Source organism: Gordonia amarae NBRC 15530, assembly GCF_000241345.1.
GTDB classification, from domain to species: domain Bacteria; phylum Actinomycetota; class Actinomycetes; order Mycobacteriales; family Mycobacteriaceae; genus Gordonia; species Gordonia amarae.
Genome location: NZ_BAED01000020.1, coordinates 97,131 through 115,376 on the forward strand (window position 1 = coordinate 97,131; position 18,246 = coordinate 115,376).

17 protein-coding genes and 1 pseudogene are annotated in these 18,246 nt (G+C 68.1%); 9 read left to right on the forward strand and 9 right to left on the reverse strand.

Annotated features, from left to right (window positions below):
- Positions 1-68 precede the first annotated feature (68 nt).
- The 9 genes and pseudogenes from GOAMR_RS05425 to GOAMR_RS05460 form a co-directional block, all read right to left on the reverse strand.
- On the reverse strand, positions 69-1,277 hold the full coding sequence (locus tag GOAMR_RS05425; RefSeq protein ID WP_005183786.1) for a VOC family protein: 1,209 nt from the start codon (positions 1,275-1,277) through the stop codon (positions 69-71).
- Positions 1,277-2,287 carry a fumarylacetoacetate hydrolase family protein gene (locus GOAMR_RS05430; RefSeq protein WP_005183796.1) on the reverse strand — a complete coding sequence of 337 codons (1,011 nt, stop codon included), beginning with the start codon at positions 2,285-2,287 and terminating at the stop codon, positions 1,277-1,279. The genes GOAMR_RS05425 and GOAMR_RS05430 overlap by 1 nt, the downstream gene beginning before the upstream one ends.
- 72 nt (positions 2,288-2,359) lie before the next feature.
- Entirely contained in the window at positions 2,360-2,782 is a 423-nt protein-coding gene (locus GOAMR_RS25870; RefSeq protein WP_373278770.1) for a nuclear transport factor 2 family protein, read from the reverse strand.
- A 33-nt stretch (positions 2,783-2,815) separates the two neighbouring features.
- Positions 2,816-4,285: pseudogene (locus GOAMR_RS05435) on the reverse strand (aldehyde dehydrogenase); the annotation flags it as partial.
- Between the two features lie 138 nt (positions 4,286-4,423).
- On the reverse strand, positions 4,424-4,993 hold the full coding sequence (locus GOAMR_RS23505; protein WP_005183801.1) for a MarR family winged helix-turn-helix transcriptional regulator: 570 nt from the start codon (positions 4,991-4,993) through the stop codon (positions 4,424-4,426).
- Between the two features lie 72 nt (positions 4,994-5,065).
- A complete protein-coding gene (locus GOAMR_RS24450) occupies positions 5,066-5,371 on the reverse strand; it encodes an antibiotic biosynthesis monooxygenase family protein (RefSeq protein WP_040514513.1) in 306 nt (101 codons plus the stop codon).
- Positions 5,372-5,385: 14 nt separating this feature from the next.
- On the reverse strand, positions 5,386-6,594 hold the full coding sequence (locus GOAMR_RS05450; protein WP_005183811.1) for an acyl-CoA dehydrogenase family protein: 1,209 nt from the start codon (positions 6,592-6,594) through the stop codon (positions 5,386-5,388).
- A gap of 70 nt (positions 6,595-6,664) precedes the next feature.
- Positions 6,665-7,180 (reverse strand): flavin reductase family protein, encoded by a 516-nt coding sequence (locus tag GOAMR_RS05455; protein ID WP_005183813.1) that lies wholly within the window; start codon positions 7,178-7,180, stop codon positions 6,665-6,667.
- A 49-nt stretch (positions 7,181-7,229) separates the two neighbouring features.
- Positions 7,230-8,435, reverse strand: a complete 1,206-nt coding sequence (locus GOAMR_RS05460; protein WP_005183816.1) for an acyl-CoA dehydrogenase family protein — start codon at positions 8,433-8,435, stop codon at positions 7,230-7,232.
- Positions 8,436-8,768: 333 nt separating this feature from the next.
- Between GOAMR_RS05460 and GOAMR_RS05465 the strand changes: the two genes are divergently transcribed.
- The 9 genes from GOAMR_RS05465 to GOAMR_RS05505 all read left to right on the forward strand — a co-directional run bounded on the left by GOAMR_RS05465 (position 8,769) and on the right by GOAMR_RS05505 (position 18,217).
- Positions 8,769-9,944 (forward strand): cytochrome P450, encoded by a 1,176-nt coding sequence (locus GOAMR_RS05465; RefSeq protein ID WP_005183818.1) that lies wholly within the window; start codon positions 8,769-8,771, stop codon positions 9,942-9,944.
- Between the two features lie 6 nt (positions 9,945-9,950).
- Positions 9,951-11,339, forward strand: a complete 1,389-nt coding sequence (locus GOAMR_RS05470; protein ID WP_005183820.1) for an MmgE/PrpD family protein — start codon at positions 9,951-9,953, stop codon at positions 11,337-11,339.
- Between the two features lie 9 nt (positions 11,340-11,348).
- Positions 11,349-12,188: an HTD2 family dehydratase gene (locus GOAMR_RS05475; RefSeq protein ID WP_005183823.1), complete on the forward strand. Its 840-nt coding sequence runs from the start codon at positions 11,349-11,351 to the stop codon at positions 12,186-12,188.
- A gap of 137 nt (positions 12,189-12,325) precedes the next feature.
- A complete protein-coding gene (locus GOAMR_RS05480) occupies positions 12,326-13,534 on the forward strand; it encodes an FAD-dependent oxidoreductase (protein ID WP_005183826.1) in 1,209 nt (402 codons plus the stop codon).
- A gap of 5 nt (positions 13,535-13,539) precedes the next feature.
- Positions 13,540-14,700 (forward strand): CaiB/BaiF CoA transferase family protein, encoded by a 1,161-nt coding sequence (locus GOAMR_RS05485; RefSeq protein ID WP_005183829.1) that lies wholly within the window; start codon positions 13,540-13,542, stop codon positions 14,698-14,700.
- A 23-nt stretch (positions 14,701-14,723) separates the two neighbouring features.
- Positions 14,724-15,500 (forward strand): SDR family NAD(P)-dependent oxidoreductase, encoded by a 777-nt coding sequence (locus GOAMR_RS05490; protein WP_005183832.1) that lies wholly within the window; start codon positions 14,724-14,726, stop codon positions 15,498-15,500.
- A gap of 1 nt (position 15,501) precedes the next feature.
- On the forward strand, positions 15,502-16,209 hold the full coding sequence (locus GOAMR_RS05495; RefSeq protein WP_005183835.1) for an alpha/beta fold hydrolase: 708 nt from the start codon (positions 15,502-15,504) through the stop codon (positions 16,207-16,209).
- 5 nt (positions 16,210-16,214) lie between these two features.
- Positions 16,215-17,276, forward strand: a complete 1,062-nt coding sequence (locus GOAMR_RS05500; RefSeq protein ID WP_040514462.1) for a maleylacetate reductase — start codon at positions 16,215-16,217, stop codon at positions 17,274-17,276.
- Positions 17,273-18,217, forward strand: coding sequence for a hydroxyquinol 1,2-dioxygenase (locus GOAMR_RS05505; protein WP_005183839.1), 945 nt, complete (start codon positions 17,273-17,275; stop codon positions 18,215-18,217). The genes GOAMR_RS05500 and GOAMR_RS05505 overlap by 4 nt, the downstream gene beginning before the upstream one ends.
- Positions 18,218-18,246: the final 29 nt, after the last annotated feature.

Sequence of the window (18,246 nt, forward strand, 5' to 3'; positions counted from 1 at the left end):
CGGGTCTGAGGCAAGAAATCTCTGTTTTCAGAGAAAAATTGTCAGACCCGTGACCGGTACGGCGATCGTCAGCCGATCGGCCCCCAGAACGTCTCGCCGGCGTAGGTGTCGGACATCGGTTCGAGGGCCTCCGGCCAGGTGCCGGTCTGCACCTTCCGGCGCTGGTCGGCGGGGCGCACCCGGCCGTCCCAGCCCACCTGCTCCATCGAGTAGTACAGCGCCATGACATGCCCGGCCGGGTCGACGGCGTGCACCACATAGTCGATGCCGGGATGCAGTTCCTGCGGCAGGTCGATGAGCTTGACCCCGTGCGACTCCAGGAACGCCCGCGAATCGCGCAACTGGGCGTACGAGCCGAGCTGAATACCGAAGCTGCACAGGGTGCTCTCGTCAGACAGGCCGAGTGTCTCGCGGGCCTCGAGCGGCAGCAGCGCCAGGCTGTGATGCTCGGTGTTCACCCGCAGAAAAAGCGCGCGGTGGCCTGCGACGACGGTCTCCTCGGACTTGGTCATGCCGAGGGTCTGGGTGTAGAAGCGTTCGGCGGCGTCGAGGTCGTCCACGAACAGGCTCACCGGCCCGAGTCGTACCGGGACGAAGGGGCGGCCCAGCAGCACCCCGCCGACGTCGTACTTCTTCTCTGACTTGTCGAGCCAGCGGAACCCGGAGGCGAGATCGATGCCGTCGGCGATCGCCGCGGCCAGCTCGGTACCCTCCGAACCGGCGGGCAATTCGGGATGCTCTTGCACCCACGGCCACATCGCCTGTGGCTTGCTGCGCCCGTCCCAGCCCACCTGCTCGATGCCGTACTCCAACTCGTTGGTGTGCCCGGTCGGATCGGGGAAATAGGTGTGCCAGTTGGACCCGGGGTCGCGGCCGTACCGGTCGATCTTGCGTCCCTGCTCCTGCAGCCACAACCGGGCCTGCACGACCTCCCGGAGCGTGGACACCTGCCAGGTGACCTGGTTGACGGTGATGTCGGGCCGGGCCGGGGGTTCCATGTGCTCGATCCACGGACGCGGCATCAGCACGAACGTGTGATGGTCGGAATTGTGCCGCAGGAAGTACACATTGGTGTCGGGCAGGCCCTCGTGCCAAGGGCCGGGATCGGTGACGGCGGTGTCGATCACGTCGGCGAGTTTGAAACCGAGCAGATCCCGGTAGAACGTCAGGGCAGCACCGGTGTCGTGCACCGAGATACCGAAGTGGTTGAGCCGGCGGATCTTGAAGGGCCGCTCGTACAGGATGCCGCCGACGTCGTGCAGCGTCTGCGCGGTCATCAGTCGGCCTTCACGATCTCGTTGGTCAGGGTGCCCAGCAGAGGGGAGAACACCTCGACGACGTCACCCGGCTTCAGGAAGGCCGAATCATCGAGGAAGGTCCCGTCGGGTTCGCGCTTGGACGAGTCGACGGCGGTGCCTTTCGGGGTACCCGAGAGGATCATGTCGCCCGGGTACAGAGTCAGATCCCGGGACAGGTGGGCACCGAACGCGCCCCAATCGTGCACCATCTGGTCGGTGTTGCCGTCCTGGCGGACCTCGCCGTTGACCTTGAGGCCCACCGGGATATCGAGGGGGTCGATGGATTCGTCGACGACGATCCACGGGCCCAGGCCGGTGCCGGTGTCGAAGTTCTTGGAGTACTGGAAGTCCGGGCCGAAGGAGACGTTGCTGCGGATCGACCAGTCGTTGGCCAGGGTGTAGCCGTAGATGACCGGGGTGAAGTCCCCGGCGGCGACGTCGCGGACCTGCTTGCCGATCACCACGGCCACCTCGGCCTCGTAATCCATCAGGGTGGTGCGGGCCGGGTAGCGGACCGGATCACCGTCGGTGGACGCGGCGCGAGCATCCTTCATGAAGTACTTCGGGCCGCCGGCCTGCAGTTTGTTGATGGTCTCCACGGTGGCGGCGTCGGTGGTGTTCTTGGCCGCGGCCTGCATGTGCGCCGAGAAGTTCGCCAGCGCCGCGAAGATCCGTGACGGACCCTCGATCGGTGGATGCAGCCGGGTCTGGCCGAGAGCGAAGACGATCTGCCGGCCGTGCACGCCGGTAGTGCTGCCGGTGGACTCACCGGTGACGTGCTCGACGGCGGTGCGGGACGCGGCCAGGGCTGCGGCGCCCTCCTCGATGAAGCTGTTGAGGCCGGCCGGGACGAAGGCGTCGGCGTGCTCCTGCGCACGGACGGCGCCGGTGTCGGCGAGGTACTTGGCGTAGGCGCCGTTGGCGTCGATCACCGAGTCGTTCTCGATGATGCCGACACGGCGGTCAGGTCCGAATACTGCGATCTTCATGGATTTCTCCTCTGTGCTGGAAGGGTATCTGTGCCGATTGCTCAGATGCGCGGAAGATGTTGTGCGCGAGGGCTACTGATTGCCCGGATCCTTACCGACCTTGTCGAAGAGCTTGCCGTCGGTCAGGGTCAGGCTGTAGATGGCCAACCGGCTGATCTTGCCGTCGACGACGGTGAAGAAGTCGGCCAGCGTCACCGTGGAGCCGCCCGCGTCCAGGTCGATTTCGACGCTGACGTGGTTGCCGTCGACGACCATGCGGCGCGGACTCGGCCGCATCGCTCCGGGTGTGACGCCCGTGCGGTACATCCGCGCGATCGCCGCGGCGCCGTACAGGGTGCCGGCGGCGTTCTGCAGCACCGCGTCGTCGGCGAACAGGTCGGCCAGCGCCTCCGAGTTGCCGGCGGTGACGCACGCGAAGTACGCCTCGACGACGTCGGCCGCATTGCTCGGGGCGGTGTCGGCGGGGCTGGGCACCGCCGCGCTGTCCTGTTGCACCGGAGCCGATTCCGCCGCAGCGGGGGTGAGGTACTTGGCCGAGGCGTAGATCGACTTGTACTGCAGGTAAGGCTCCAGCCCCAACTCGCCGCCGAGTTCACGCCCGATACCCGATTCCTTGTAACCGCCGAACGGCGCCCCGAGGTCGAGCAGGTAGTAGTTGAGTCCCACTGTGCCGGAACGGATTTGCTGGGCCACCCGCAGGGCGTGGTCCTCGTCGGAGCTGTAGACGACCGCGGCGAGACCGAAGTTCGTCTCGTTCGCCAGGCGGATCGCGTCGGCCTCGTCGTCGAAGGGCGTCACCGCGATAACCGGGCCGAAGACCTCTTCCCGGGCCAGCCTGTCGCCGGGGGCGACGTCGGCGAACACGGTCGGTTCCAGGAAGTATCCGTCCGGCAGATCTTTGGGCCGGCGCCCACCGGCCACCAGACGCGCTTGGGTCTTCTTGGCCGCCTTGATGTATCCGTGCACCCGGTGGTGATGTCCGGCGCTCGCCATCGGACCCAGCGTCACCGCCGGGTCGAGCGGATCGCCGATGGTGAAGTGCGAATCGGCGTAGTCGGCGAGCGCGTCGACCACTTCGGCGTAGCGGGACCGGTCGACGAGGATGCGCGACTGCGTGGTGCAGGTCTGGCTGTTGTTGAGGAACGACGCCCCGTCGAGGGCGGCCAGGAAGGTGTCCAGGTCGGCGTCCTCGAGGAACAGGCCCGGCGACTTGCCGCCGAGTTCGAGGGTGACGGGGCGGATCAGGCGGCCGCATTCGGCGCCGATCGCGCGCCCGGCCTCCGTCGAACCGGTGAAGGCGATCTTGTCCACCAGCGGATGCGACACCAGCGCGGCGCCGGCGTCCCGATCACCCAGGACGACGTTGAATACGCCCTCGGGCAGTCCGGCCTCGGCGGCGGCATCAGCGAAAATGTATGCGTCGAGCGCGGTTTCGGGTGACGGTTTCAGGACCACGGTGTTGCCGGCGGCCAGCGCGGGCGCGAATTTGAAGGCGGCGAGTGCCTGCGGGAAGTTCCACGGCACGATGGCGCCGACCACACCGAGCGGTTCGCGGCGCACCAGGGTCGACCCGGCGCCGCTGGGCTGGGCCACCTCTAGGTCGAGGCCGGCCACCATATCGGCGTACATCCGGACCAGGAAGGCGGGCACCCCGCCGTTGACCTGCTCGGAGAAGCCGATCGGCATGCCGTTCTCGCGGCTGACGAGGGTGGAGGTGCCCGCGGCGCGGCGTTCGAGGCTGTCGGCGAAGCGGTGCAGGACCGCTGCCCGTTCGGCCGGGGTGGTGCGGCCCCAGGGGCCGTTGTCGAAGGCCCACCGGGCGGCCCGGACGGCGGCGTCGATGTCGGCCTCACCGCCCAGCGAGGCGGTGCCGATCACCTTGCCGGTAGCGGCCTCGGTCTGCTTGTGAACCCGGTCGCTCACCGAATCCACCCACCGGCCACCGATGTAGAAGCGCCTGCGGTCCAGGCCGCCGGGTTGCCGGGTGGTGAGAGGCATGGTGTAGCTCCTGCGGTAGAAGGTGATTCGGGTCACCTTCTACATTCGGCGTGTACAGCCCTCCCGACAATGCGCAGAAGTTCGCCGGGTCGATGCACCGTTTGCATCGACCGGCATGGTTGGACCCGTCCTGCCGGGTCAGTCCGTCAGCCCGGCGTCGAGCCGGCCCAGGACAAGCAGGACCGCGTCGAGGTCGGCATCGGGTCCGATGAGGGGTCCCAGGGTTTCCGCCCAGATACTGCGGACCTCGGCGACCTCGGCGTGAGCCGCCTCGGTGAGCCGGAAATGGGAACGGCGGCGGTCGGTTTCACCGACATCCTTGGTGATCAGGCCTTTGGCCTCCAGCGACCGCAACGCTGTGCTCGTGTTTCCGCTGCGCAGATCCAGATCGGCGCTGATCTTGCCGGGAACGATGCCGGGATTGACGTCGATATGCCGCAGTATCAGGCTCTCCACATTGCTCAGGTACATCGCCCGATCACCGAGGTTGATCCGCTGGATCTTGCGGGCCAGGAAGAAGATCGACTGGATGATCGAGGCGATCGCCTGTTCGCGGTCCAGGGGCGGCTCCGCGCCGGGTGCATTCTCGTCGGCGCGGTCCACCTCGTCCTGTTGTGCGGTATCCCGATGCGATTGAGTGCAGCCCGGGCCGTCCGGGCTGTATTCCTCGTCCGGTGGGCTCCCCGCCACGTCACCGTCGTTGGCCATGTCGACTGACGCTAGCAGTCAAGGCCCCCGGGTTCTGGATGAACCCGGGGGCCCTGACTGGGGTGTTGCCGCCTAGCCGTTGACGCCGGCGGTGGCCACGTGGATGACGTGCGGAGGTCCGGCGCAATAGGACTTCAGCACCTCGAACACCTGCTGCCCGGCCTCGGAGGCGGGGAAGTGTTCGGTGTGGTCCTCCAGCCGTGCCCAGTCGACACGCAGCACGTACGTGTCGGGAACGTCGACGCTGCGCAGCAGTTCGGCGCCCAGACAACCCGATGCGGAGCGCAGTGCCGGCAGCACCTTGCCGAAGGCCGCCTCGAACTCGCCCGCCGAGCCGGGGACGATGGTGAGCTGAGCCAGCTCCTGAACGGCGCTCACAGCGAGGTCGGGGCTCACAGCGAGGTCAGGGCCGGCTCGGGATCGCCGAGCAGCACCGCGCCGTAGGCCTCGCGGCCGAGGGCGGAGGTGACCAGGGCGTGCCGGGCGGCGGTCTCCGAGTCGCGCCAGATCCGGCTGAGCACGTTGGCCTCGGCGAACGAACCCGAACCGGCAGCCGTGAGCAGCAGGTTGATCGCGTCCTTGCACAGTTCGGCGATGACGCCGGTGTTGTTGCGGATGCGTGCTTTGTCCTCCAGGTCGAACGGCACGCCTGCCTCGACGACGCGGTCGACGTCGTCGGCGGACTGGGCGAGCAGCAGGCCGGCGAGGTTGATTTTGGTGGCGGCGTCGGCGACGGCGAGCTGGTGCGTCGGCGACAGGCGGCCCTGCGTGTACTTGGTGTACAGGATCGGCTTGCCCACGATCGACTGCCGGACGATCTCGAGGGCGTGCCGGGCCAGACCCAGTTGCGGGGCGGCCAGGATCAGCGCGGCCACCGAACCGAACGGCACGCGGGCGATCCGGTCCTCCTTGTGCGAGGTGGCGAAGTCGCCCGCGAACATCCCGGTCAGGCGCTGGATGCGGTGGTCGGGGACGAAGGCGTTGTCGACGACGATGGTGTCGCTGCCGGTGCCCTTCATACCGGTCACGTACCACGAGTCCTCGATGGTGAAGTCCGAGGCGGGGATGTGGGCGAGGGCGACGGGGTTCTCGGTGGGGTCGTCGACCTCGACGAGCATGCCGAGGGAGGCCCAGGTGGCGGCGAAGGAACCCGACGAGTACGGCCAGCGGCCGCTGATCACGTAGCCGCCGTCGACGCGCTTGACGTCGGGGGTGGGCTGGAAGGTGCCGGACAGCTTGGCGCGCGGGTCGGCGCCCCAGATCTCCTCCTGTGCCTGATCGTTCCAGGTGGCGCCGAAGGCGGTGCCCGAGGACAACAGCGTCAGCACCCAGGCGGTGGCACCGTCGCCACGGGCGACCTCGGCGATGGTCTCCAGCGCGGTGTGCATCGACACGTCCAGGCCGCCGAGCCGCGCGGGCAGGAAGATCCGGAGGAGTTCGGACTCATCGAGGGCGGCGACAACTTCGGGGGAGATCTTCCGGTTCTCGGCGCCTTCGGTGGCGTGTTCGCGGATCAGCGGGACCAGTGCGGTTGCGCGGGCGACGATCTCGGGATCCAGTCCGGGCAGGGTGGTTGCGGGCGGGGTCAGCGTGGTGGTCATTGTCGACTTCCTTTGCGTGGGTTGGATTCTGGATAGGTTCAGGGGGAATGTCTGTGTGCCGGATGGTCGGTCAGGGGACGGTGGGCGGGGTCAGGTCGAGGAATCCGCCCTGCACGAACACTAGTGGCGGGTCGGCCGCCCGCACTTCCAGCGATTCGACCCGGCCGACGACCTGGTAGTGATCTCCGATCACGTCGACCTTCACGCGGGTGCATTCGAGGGCGACGATCGCCTCGTCGAGCAGGGGGATGCCGTGCGGCGATGGCTGCCAGTCGACTCCCTCGAACCGGTCGGCGACGGGGCGGGAGAAGGTGCGGCACAGTTCGCTGTGCCGGTGCCCGAGCACGTTGACCCCGAAGCGGTCGGATTCGTACATGAGCGGCCAGGTGGAAGAGCCCTTGTCGATGAAGAAGGCGATGAGCGGCGGCGTGAGCGAGACCGAGGTGAACGACCCGATCGTCATCCCGATCGGGCCGCCGCGGCCCGTCGCGGTGATGATCGACACGCTGGTGGGAACGTGGCCGAGCGCCTTGCGATAGTGCGCCGGGTCGGACACCGCGGGGGTCTGGGGGGCTGGGCTGCTCATGGGCTGCTCGTCTCCTTCGCAGGACGGGGCTTTCAGAAAGACGGGGCTTTCAGAGGACGATGGTGGGTTGGAGGTTGCCGAGCAGGACGCGCCCGTAGGTTTCGCGGCCGATGTCGGGCGTGACCAGCGCGTGGCGGGCACCGGTCTCCGAATCACGCCAGATCTGGTTCAGCACATTGGCGTCGGCGAACGATCCGGCGCCGTTGGCGGTCAGCAGTTGTGCGATCGCGTCATTGACGAGTTCGACAGCGGTGCCGCAGTCGTTGCGGATGCGGGCCTTCGTCTCCAGGTCCAGGCGCTCCCCGGTCACCGACGCCGAGTCGATCTCGTCGCAGATCTGCCCGACGAGCAGCTCGGCGATGTGCAGGTTCGTGGCCGCCTTCGCCACGCTCACCTGGTGCGTGGGCGATTGCCTGGCCTCACCGTAGATGCTGTACGCGACGGGTTTCGACGGCAGGTGCGCGCGGGTGAGTTCCAGGGCGTGCCTGCCGAGTCCGAGCTGCGGGGCCACCAGGATCACCGAGGCGGCCGCGTTGAACGGGATGTTGGCGATCGCGTCGTCGGTGTACGGCGTGGCGAACTCGGCCTCGAACATGTCGGAGACCCGCTGCAGCCGGTACTCGGGCAGGAAGTGGTCTTTCACCACGATCGTGTCGCTGCCGGTGCCCTCCATCCCGGCGACGAACCAGGTGGGCGCGATGGTGAAGGCCTCGCGCGGGATCTGGCCCATGGCCAGTGCCCCGTCCTCCAGCTCGATGGTGATCGACGCCCAGTCGGCCGCGAAAGAACCTGAGGCGTAGGGCCATTGGCCGCTGACCCGGTATCCGCCGGGAACTTTTGCCGGCTTGTCGCCGGGGGAGAACACGCCGCAGATCTTCGGCCGGGCGCCGACACCGAAGATGTCGTCCTGACAGGGGGCCGACCAGGTGGCCGAGAACGCGGTGCCCATCATCATGAGGGCGGCAACCCAGCCGGTGGAGCCGTCGCCGCGGGCGATCTCGCTGGTCGCATCGACAGCGGTGCGCAGACAGACGCCGGCGCCGCCGAGGCGGGTGGGCACCATCGCGTGGAACATCCCGATCTCATCGATGGCGGCGATGACCTCGGGGGCGACGCGACGCGCCTCGGTGCCCTGCGCGGCGTACTCCCGGATCAGCGGGATCAGTTCGGTGGCGCGGGCGGTGAGGTCCGTGCCGGCCGGATCCGTGTCGGCGGCCGCGACAGGCCTCTCGGTGCGGGTGGTGGTGACGGTCATTGCTGCCCCTGGGGTTTTCGGCGTGGGTGGGAGAGCCGGTGCGGTCGGGAGTTCCTGGTCGGATCGGGTGACCGCTGTCACATCGGCGATGGATTCAGCATGGGCGCGCGGCTCGGTCCCGGCAATGCCGCGAAAGTGACCGGGTCGATGCGTTTTCTGCATCGAATGCTTTTTTCCGCGGCGGGAAACGCGGGGTGCACGGGGTATTCACCTCGCGCATGGAGCAATGAACAAAACGATGTTTGTCGTCGCGACGTGACCCGGCTCACGATGGACGGGAACCACGGGCCGGACATCCCACGCCCGATCGCAACGACGAAGGAGCTCCCCGTGATGAGCGCCCCCACCATCTTCGATCCGTTCGCCCCGGACACCGATCAGCATTCCGGCGGCGCCTTCCACGGACAATCCATTGTCTCCGGCGACTACGGCTACGCTGTCACCGATTACGAGACCGCTGGAAAGGTACTGCGCGACAAACGGTTCCGAAACTCCGCCCTGAGGCTGATGGAGGAGATCGGCATCACCGACGGCCCGGTCCACGACTTCCGTGAGCGCAGCATCATCATGATCGAGGGCAAGCCGCATCTGCACCTGCGCTCCCCGCTGGCTCGCTGGATGGGGCCGGCGCGGGTGAAGAAGATCCAGGATGTGCTGCGGGGCATCATCGACGAGATCGCCGACGAACTCGACGACACCGCGCCGATCGACGTCCACGACACCGTCGCCCGGCGCATCCCGTCGATGGTCTACTGCTATCTGGCCGGTGCGCCGATGTCGGACGCGCCCAAGGTGCAGTCGATCTCCGAGCGCACGCTGTCGCTGCTCACCCGCGACCGCACCGTCGCCGACACCGTCCGGGGCGCCTACGTCGAGCAGTGGGAGTATCTCGACGACCTGATCGCCCGCAAACGGGCCGCGGGTCTCGGCGAGGACATGCTGTCGTACCTGATCCAGCAGGGCGACGAGGGCAAGCTCACCGAGGAGGAGGTGGTCACTGAGGCGACCTCGATGCTGGAGGCCAGCTCGGTCAATACCGCCCACCAGGCGTCGCTGGTGGTCTGGGCGCTGTTGCGGGAACCGGAGGCGTGGCAGCGCATCGTCGCCGACCCCGGGCTGATCCCGGACGCCGTCACCGAGGTACTGCGCCTGTACCCGCGGACCGGCATGATCAGCAAGATCGCCACCGAGGACATCGAGGTGGGTGAGGTGACGATCCCGGCCGGCAGTGATGTCCACATCGCGGTGTGGTCGGCCAATCGCGACCCCGAACGTTTCGAGAACCCGGATGTCTTCGATCTCGACCGGGAACGCAATGTGCCGCTGACGTTCAGTTCCGGCCCGCACAACTGCCTCGGGCAGGCCCTCGCGACGGCCGAGATCGCGGAGGTCGTCGGGATGCTGGCCCGCCGCTACCCGGAGGCGACGATCGTGGAGTCCGAGACGAGTGTCGGGCAGGCCGGGGGCCGCTGGCTGATCGACAAGCTCACGCTCAACCTGCGGGGCTGAACCAGCATGTCCCAGAGTCCCGTCCGGGAGAACCCCACACTCACGCAATCCCTTGCCGCGCACTGGTCGCGGGTTACCTTCGATGATCTGCCGGCCGAGGATGTCGCCGGTATCAAGGACCACATCCTCGACACGCTCGCGGTCGCGATGTACGGCGCCGCCACGCCCGAGGCCGGCCGGGTCATCCGCGCGCTCACCGGCATTCAGGACTCCGCCAGCGGAAGTCTGGTGTGGGGAACCGGGTTCCGGCTCAACCCCGCGCAGGCGGCACTGGCGAACGGAACCTCGGCACATGCCCGCGATTTCGACGACGGCGGCGGTTCCGGGCATGCCGGTGTGACCGTCCTGCCCGCCGCGATCGCCGCCGCCGAGGTGGTGGGTGCCTCCGGGCGGGAACTGATCACCGCCACCATCGCCGGCTACGACATCGGCTTTCGTGCCCTCGCCGCACTCGGCGGGTTCGGTGCGCACACCGACCGCGGCTGGCACACGACCGGCACGATGGGCAGCCTGAGCGCCGCTGCTGCCGCCGCGAAATGCCTTGGCCTCGACGCTGATCGGTTCACCGACGCCCTCGGCATCGCGGGTTCCTTCACCGGTGGCATCTGGGCGTTCAAGGATGACGGGGCGATGACTAAACGCCTGCACCCCGGAAAGGCCTGCGAGACAGGCGTCGACGCCGCGGTCCTCGCCCGCGCCGGAATCACTGGCCCGAGCAGGCTTTTCGAGGCCGAGTGGGGAGGTATCATCGCCACCTACAACGGCGGGACCGGTTATCCCGAACGGGCCGTGGAGAACCTCGGCACCGACCTCAACGTCGCCAGCTCCTACCTCAAGCCGTACGCCTGTTGCCGTGGTTCGCATTCCGCGGTCGATGTGGTGATGGCGCTGCTCACGCGGCGGTCGCTCACCGCCGAGGATGTGCGGTCCGTCAGGGTCGCGCTCGGCGAGACCGCGTACAACATGCTGTCGGTCGAGCGGATCGAGACGGTGTTCGACGCCCAGTTCAGCCTCCCGTACGCGCTGGCACTGGCCCTGTGCGGCGGGCGGCTGGGTCTCGACGAGTACGAGCCGCTGCGGCTCGCTGAGCCGCGCATCCGCGGGGCCATGGCCAAGGTGTCCCTCGAGGTCGAACCCGGTATCGGTCTGCTCGACGGTCCGCGACTGGAGTTCACCCTCACCGACGGTGAGGTCATCGTCCTGGAGGCCGGCGACCCCACCGACGCCAAGGGTTCGGCGAAGAACCCGATGACGCACGCCGAGGTCGTCGCCAAGGCCACGTCCCTGCTCGGCCCACTCGGTGACGGCAGGGCGCAGCGGCTCGTCACCGCCGTCGAGAATCTCGACAACGCAAGCGATCTCACCGAACTTCTGCACGCACTCGGCACCAACTGAAGGAAGCTCATGACCACCACCGAAGACGCCACCACCAGCACCACCCCGGACCAGATCGAGCGGACCGAGATCATCGCAGCTGAACCCGCCGAATCCCTCGCCGCGATGCTCGACATCGAGGTGCCGTTCGGTGCCGGTGACACCATCGCACCCCTGTGGCACTGGATGTACCTGCTCGAACGCAGCCCCGAACGCGACCTCGGTTACGACGGCCATCCCGTGGTCGGCATCCCGGCGCCGCCCGGGGAGGGCCGTCGCCGGATGTTCGCCGGTGGCCGCGTCACCACCTACGGGCTGCTCAAGATCGGCGCCCCCGCCACCAAGGTGACCTCGGTCAAGAAGTCCGTCGACAAGCAGGGGCGCACCGGTCTGCTGACCTTCACCACGGTTGCCCAGCAGATCTTCCAGGACGATGAACTCGTCATCCACGAGGAACAGGACATCGTCTACCGGGCAGGCGGTTCCAATGCCTTGCCCACACCGCCCACCCCGCCCGCACCGCCGGGCGGACCCACCCTCGACCTGGCCGTCGACGAGCGGATGCTGTTCCGGTTCTCGGCGCTCACCTACAACGCCCACCGCATCCATTACGACGTCGACTTCTGCCGCTCCGAGGGCTACGACGGTCTGGTCATCCACGGCCCGTTGCTGGCGCTGATGATGGGCGAGCACTATCGCCGCGAGGGTATCGACCTGGTGGGCAAGACCTTCGGATACCGGCTGGTGTCGCCGATGACCCGGCCGCAGACATTCACCGTCGTCCCGGGCACCGACGGCCTGGACGCCGGCGCGGAGGCCCGCAGCGCCGCCGGATCGGTCTGCGCGGTCAGTACCTTGACCGGGATGTGAACGCCGCGCCCGCCGAGTCGATGCGCGCCGAGCATGACCACACCGAACGACGGTTATTGGCGCCCGGCGCGGTAGTGCGGGATGGTGAATCCGTGGCCACGATGTGGCCTGTATTACATTGATAGGAGAGTGAACTCGTGGCAGACGATCAACAGGTCATCGTCGCCGGCGCCGGGCCGACAGGCCTCCTCAACGCGCTCGGACTCGCCCGGCAGGGAGTCCGGGTGACCGTGGTGGAGCGATTCCCGGAGATCCCGAGCGCTCCGCGGGCACCGCTCTACCACTGGTCCGTCCTGGAAGGCCTGGAACGACTCGGTGTGCTCGAGGACGCTCTGGCGGCCGGATTCACCAAGCAGGACTACGAGTATCGCGTCCGGGAGACCGGCGAGATCGTCGCCTACGGCCTGCAATGCCTCGAAGGGCACGTGAAGTACCCGTTCAATCTACATCTCGGTCAGCACCGGCTCGCCGAGATCGCCCTGCAGCACCTGGAACGGTACGACAACGCCCGGGTCCTGTTCGGGCACAAGGTCACCGGTGTCTCGCAGGACGACGGCGGCGTCGATGTCACGGTGTGGTCCGACGCCGGCGAGCATACCTTGCACGCGCAGTGGCTGATCGGTGCCGACGGCGCGCAGTCCGCGGTCCGCAAGGCCCTGCCCGTCGAGTTCGACGGCATGACCTGGCCCGAACGCTTCGTCGCCACCAACCTCCGCTTCCCGGACAACCGGGAGGGCTGGTCGCAGACCACCTTCTACCTCGACGGCCCTCGCGGGGCGATCATTGTCAAGATCGACAACTCGGGCGAGCACGGGCTGTGGCGGTACACCTGGATGGAGGACGCCGCGCTGCCCGAGGAGACGGTCGGCGAGCGCCTTCCCGGCATGCTCGCTCACGTCTTCGGCGAGGATGTGGCCGCCAGGTGTGAGATCGTCGCGACGGCACCATATCGCATGCACCAGCGGGCGGCGTCCAGCTTCCGCGCCGACCGGGTTCTCCTGGCCGGCGACGCCGCGCACATCACCAATCCCTCTGGGGGACTGGGCCTCACGATGGGCCTGTTCGACAGCTACGTGCTCAATGAGGCGATTGGGGCCGTCATCGCCGGGGACGCCGACGAGAGCATTCTCGACCAGTATGCCGAATTGCGCAGGGCCGCCTTCCTGGACAAGGCCAGCCCGCGGGCCGTGGCCAACAAGACACTGATCTTCCACTCCGACGACCCGTCGGAACGTGACCGGAACCTGGAGGTTTTCCGACGTATGGGCAGCGATCCCGACCTCGCGCGCGAGGTCCTCTCCTTCACGAAAACACTTGAGACACCGTCCCTTATCGGGGCGTGGTGAGTGCCATGACACCATTGCGGGGAATCACCGTCGTCGCCCTCGAACAGGCCGTCGCCGCGCCGTTCGCCACCCGTCAGCTCGCCGATCTCGGCGCCCGCGTCATCAAGGTCGAGCGGCCCGGGGTCGGTGACTTCGCCCGCGGCTACGACGAAACGGTCAAGGGCATGGCCAGCCATTTCGTCTGGCTGAACCGGGGCAAGGAATCCATCGCCCTCGACCTCAAATCCGAGGAGGGGTTTGCCGCGGTCAAGGCGCTCGCCGAGACCGCCGATGTGTTCATCCAGAACCTGGCCCCCGGCGCCGCCGAACGGCTCGGCCTGGGCGCCGACGCGCTGCGCGAGATCAATCCCGGGCTCATTCACGTGTCCATCTCCGGCTACGGCGCGGGCGGACCGTACACCCAGAAGAAGGCGTACGACCTGCTCGTACAGTGCGAGGCCGGCCTGGTCTCGATCACCGGCACCCCCGACGAGCCGTCCAAGGTGGGCATCTCGATCGCCGACATCGCCTCGGGCATGTACGCCTACACCGGCATCCTCACCGCGATCATCGAACGCGGGCAGACCGGCACCGGCGCCACCATCGAGGTCGCGATGCTGGAGGCGCTCGCCGAGTGGATGGGCTACCCGCTCAACTACGCCATGTACGGCGGCAGCGCACCCGACCGCACCGGCGCCCGGCACGCCTCGATCTACCCGTACGGTCCGTTCACCTGCGGCGAGGGACTGGTGTTCCTCGGCCTGCAGAACGAACGCGAATGGGCAACGTTCTGCGACAAGATCCTCGGCAACCCCGATCTCGCCGCAGACCCGCGCTTCGTGCGTAATTCGTTACGGGTGGAGAACGCCGACGAACTGCGCGCCGAGATCGAGCGGGTGTTCGCCGACCGCACCTCAGGGCAGGTCGCCGATGAACTGGAGGCCGCCGGCATCGCCAACGCCATGCTCCGCGACATGGGGGAGCTTGCCGATCATCCGCAGCTCGAAGCCCGGAACCGTTGGCGCACCTACGATTCCCCTGCCGGTGAACTGCGCGGTCTGATACCGCCGGTCACCTTCGCGGGCACGGAACCGCTCATGGGCGCGATCCCGGAGGTCGGTGAGCACACCGAGGCTATCCTGGCCGAGCTGGGTCTGCGCTCCGAAGCGGCGACGGCGGCATCGTGAACACGCGAAACGAGGACACAGTGATGACTCGACGAGTAGCCGCGGTCACCGGCGCTGCCCAGGGCCTGGGCGCCGAGATCGCCATCCGGCTGGCCGCCGACGGCTTCGATGTCGCCCTGCTCGACATCCAGGCCGACCGGCTGGAGAAGACCAGCGTCGACGCGGAGGCGGCGGGCGCGCGGACGCTCACCCTCGCCGCCGACCTCACCGACGAGGACGCCGTGATCGCGGCGTTCGCACGGATCGATGAAGGCTTCGGGCGTCTCGACGCTCTCGTCAACGTCGCGGGCGGCAGCGGCTCGGATCAGGTCCGGTCGCTCGCCGACCTGTCAGGCGACATCTGGCGCAAAGTCCTCGACAACAATCTCACCAGCGCATTCCTGTGTGCCCGTGAGGCTGTCGCATTGATGCAGCGAAACGGGTACGGACGGATCGTCAACTTCTCGTCGGCGGTGGCCAACGGCAAGTTCGGGCCGTCGGGCACGGTCGGTGCGCGACTGCCGTACGCCGCGTCGAAGGCCGCGCTGAACGGGTTCACCAAACAGCTCGCCAAGGACCTCGCCCGCACCGGTATCACCGTGAATTCGGTTGCGCCGGGCCTGATCCTGCCGACGGTCGGCCGGGTGCGCGACATCTTCGAGGCCCAGTCGCCGCAGGCGCGGCAGGCCACGCTCGACTCGCTGCCCGCCGGCCGCACCGGCACCGGCACCGAGGTGGCGGCGGCCGTGTCCTATCTGGTGTCCGAGGATGCCGGTTTCACCACCGGTACGATTCTCGCTGTCGACGGTGCGGAGGTCTGAGATGTCAAGCATTCCTGTGGTATTCGTTCCCGCCCTCGGCGCGGACGAACGGCTGTGGCAACCGGTGATCGACCGTCTCGGCGACGGTGTGCGGGCGCACGTGCTCCGTGGCAACGGAGCGTCGATCGCCGACATGGCCGACGACATCCTGGCCCGTGCCCCCCGCGAGTTCTATCTGGCCGGTATCTCGATGGGCGGCTACGTCAGTCTCGATATCGCGTTGCGCGGCACCGGCCGGGTGCGGGGACTCGCACTGGTCAACACCTCCGCGATCGCCGCACCCGAGGACAAGCGGCAGAACTCGCTGGGCCTGATCGACATGATCGGCTCCGGTGGGTTCGAGCAGGCCGCCGACCTGGTGTCCGGCGCCGTGGCACCGCACCGGCCGGACGTCGTCGAGACCGCCGGCTCCATGGTCCGCACCCTCGGCGCCGACGTGCTGCGGGATCAACAGCTGGCCGTTCTCGACCGTCGTGACCGCCGCGCCGAACTGGACACGATCGATGTGCCCACCGTGATACTCGTCGGCAGCGCCGACACGATCATCCCACCCGAACTCGGCGCCGAACTCGCCGCTGGGATCGCGGGCGCCGAACTCGTGTCCGTCGACGGTGCGGGCCACTTCTCGCCGCTCGAAGATCCCGCCGCGGTCGCCGCCGCGCTCACGGCGTGGCTCGACCGGGCCGAATCCCGTTCGGCTGCACGGTGACCGGCATGCGGTTCGATCACACCACGCTCGGCCAGCGGATCCTGTTCGGCTCCGGACAGGCCGCCGACAACGTTCGGCTCGCCGCCGAGGGCTTTGGGGCCGGGGCGTCGCGGATCCTGCTGATCGCCGACGCCTTCGCAGCCGAGATCGCCGACGCCGTCGTCGGCAAGGTCGCCGTGGTGGCCCGGATCTCCGACATCGTCCAGCACGTTCCGGCCGGCAACGCCCGGGCGGCGGTGAGTGTCGCGACCGAGTCCGGTGCGGACGCGGTTGTCAGCATCGGCGGCGGCTCGGCCGTCGGGCTGGCCAAGATCATCGCCCGCGACCTTCATCTGCCCGTGATCGCGGTCCCGACCACCTTCGCCGGTTCGGAGGCCACCGACGTGTGGGGCCAGACCGAGAACAACCGCAAGGTCACCGGTAGCGACCCACATGTACTGCCCAAGGTCGTCGTCTACGACGCGACGCTGTCCCGGTCACTGCCAGGGCAGCTGGCCGTCGCATCCGGGCTCAACGCCGTCGCCCACGCGGTGGACGGTTTCTGGGCGCCGCGGGCCGACCCGATCAACAAGGCACTGGGCACCGAGGGTCTGCGGGCCCTGATACCGGGGCTGCGCGCCCTCGGCGCCGACCCCGACGACCTCGCGGCGCGGGAACAGACGCTGTACGGCGCCTACCTCGCCGCCGTCGCCTTCGCCTCCGCGGGTTCGGGCCTGCACCACAAGATCTGTCATGTGCTCGGCGGCGCGTACGGGCTGTCCCATTCGGAGACGCACGCCATCGTCCTGGCCTATGTCACCGCCCTCAACGCACCCGCCGCCGCCGATGCCGCGCAACGGATCTCCCAGGCTCTGGGGAAACCGGACCCCGCCACCGGCCTGTTCGAGCTGCGCCGCGACCTCGGTGTCGTCGGTTCCCTCGCCGAGCTCGGCATGCCCGAGTCCGGGATCGACGATGCCGTCGCCCCGATCCTCGCGGCCGCACCGGTGAGCAATCCGGTACCGGCCACGGAAGAGAACATCACCGCCCTGTTGCGGAAGGCATGGGCAGGAGAGGACCCGACATGAGTACCGGAACCTTCGTGAATCCCGGTTCGGCGCAGGTCGATACGGCCGCAAGCGGGCACCGTGACGTGACCCCCGCGCAGGAGCGGATCGAGCAGAGGCTCGTCGACAACGTCGTCGCGAGCTTCGGTGCCTGCGAGAATCCACGCCTGCGGGAGATCATGGTCTCGTTGACCAAGCATCTGCACGCGTTCATCCGCGACGTGCGGCTCACCGAGGAGGAGTGGGGCAAGGGAATCGAATTCCTCACCGCCGCAGGACACATCACCGACGATGTGCGGCAGGAGTTCGTCTTGCTCAGCGATGCCCTCGGGGCGTCGATGCAGACCATCAACGTCAACAACGTCGCGTACAAAGGCGCCACCGAGGCAACGGTTTTCGGGCCCTTCTTCGTCGAGGACGCCGCCGACGTCGAACTCGGCGGCGATATCGCGTTCGGGGCGCCCGGCGAACCCTGCTGGGTCGAGGGCTCCGTCACCGACACCGACGGAAAACCATTGCCCGGCTCGGTCATCGAGGTGTGGGAGGCCGACGAGGACGGCCTGTACGACGTGCAGCGCGACGCCCAGAGCCGCACCGCGCGCGGTCGGCTGATCGCCGACAGCAACGGCGAATTCCGGTTCTGGGGTCTCACGCCCACCCCGTACCCCATTCCCGACGACGGCCCGGTGGGCAAGATGCTCGCCGCCGTCGGCCGTAGCCCGATGCGCGCGAGCCACCTGCACTTCATGGTCAGCCACCCCGGCGCCCGCACCCTGGTGACCCACATCTTCCCGACCGGAGATCCGATCGGCAAGAAGGACACCGTGTTCGGGGTCAAGGACTCTCTCATCAAGGAGTTCGGGCCGCAACCGGCGGGCACCCCGACCCCCGACGGCCGAGTCCTCGACGGCCCGTGGAGCCGCACCCGCTTCGACATCGTCCTGGCCCCGGCGAGCACCTGAACACGACAGCCTGAACTCAACCATACTGT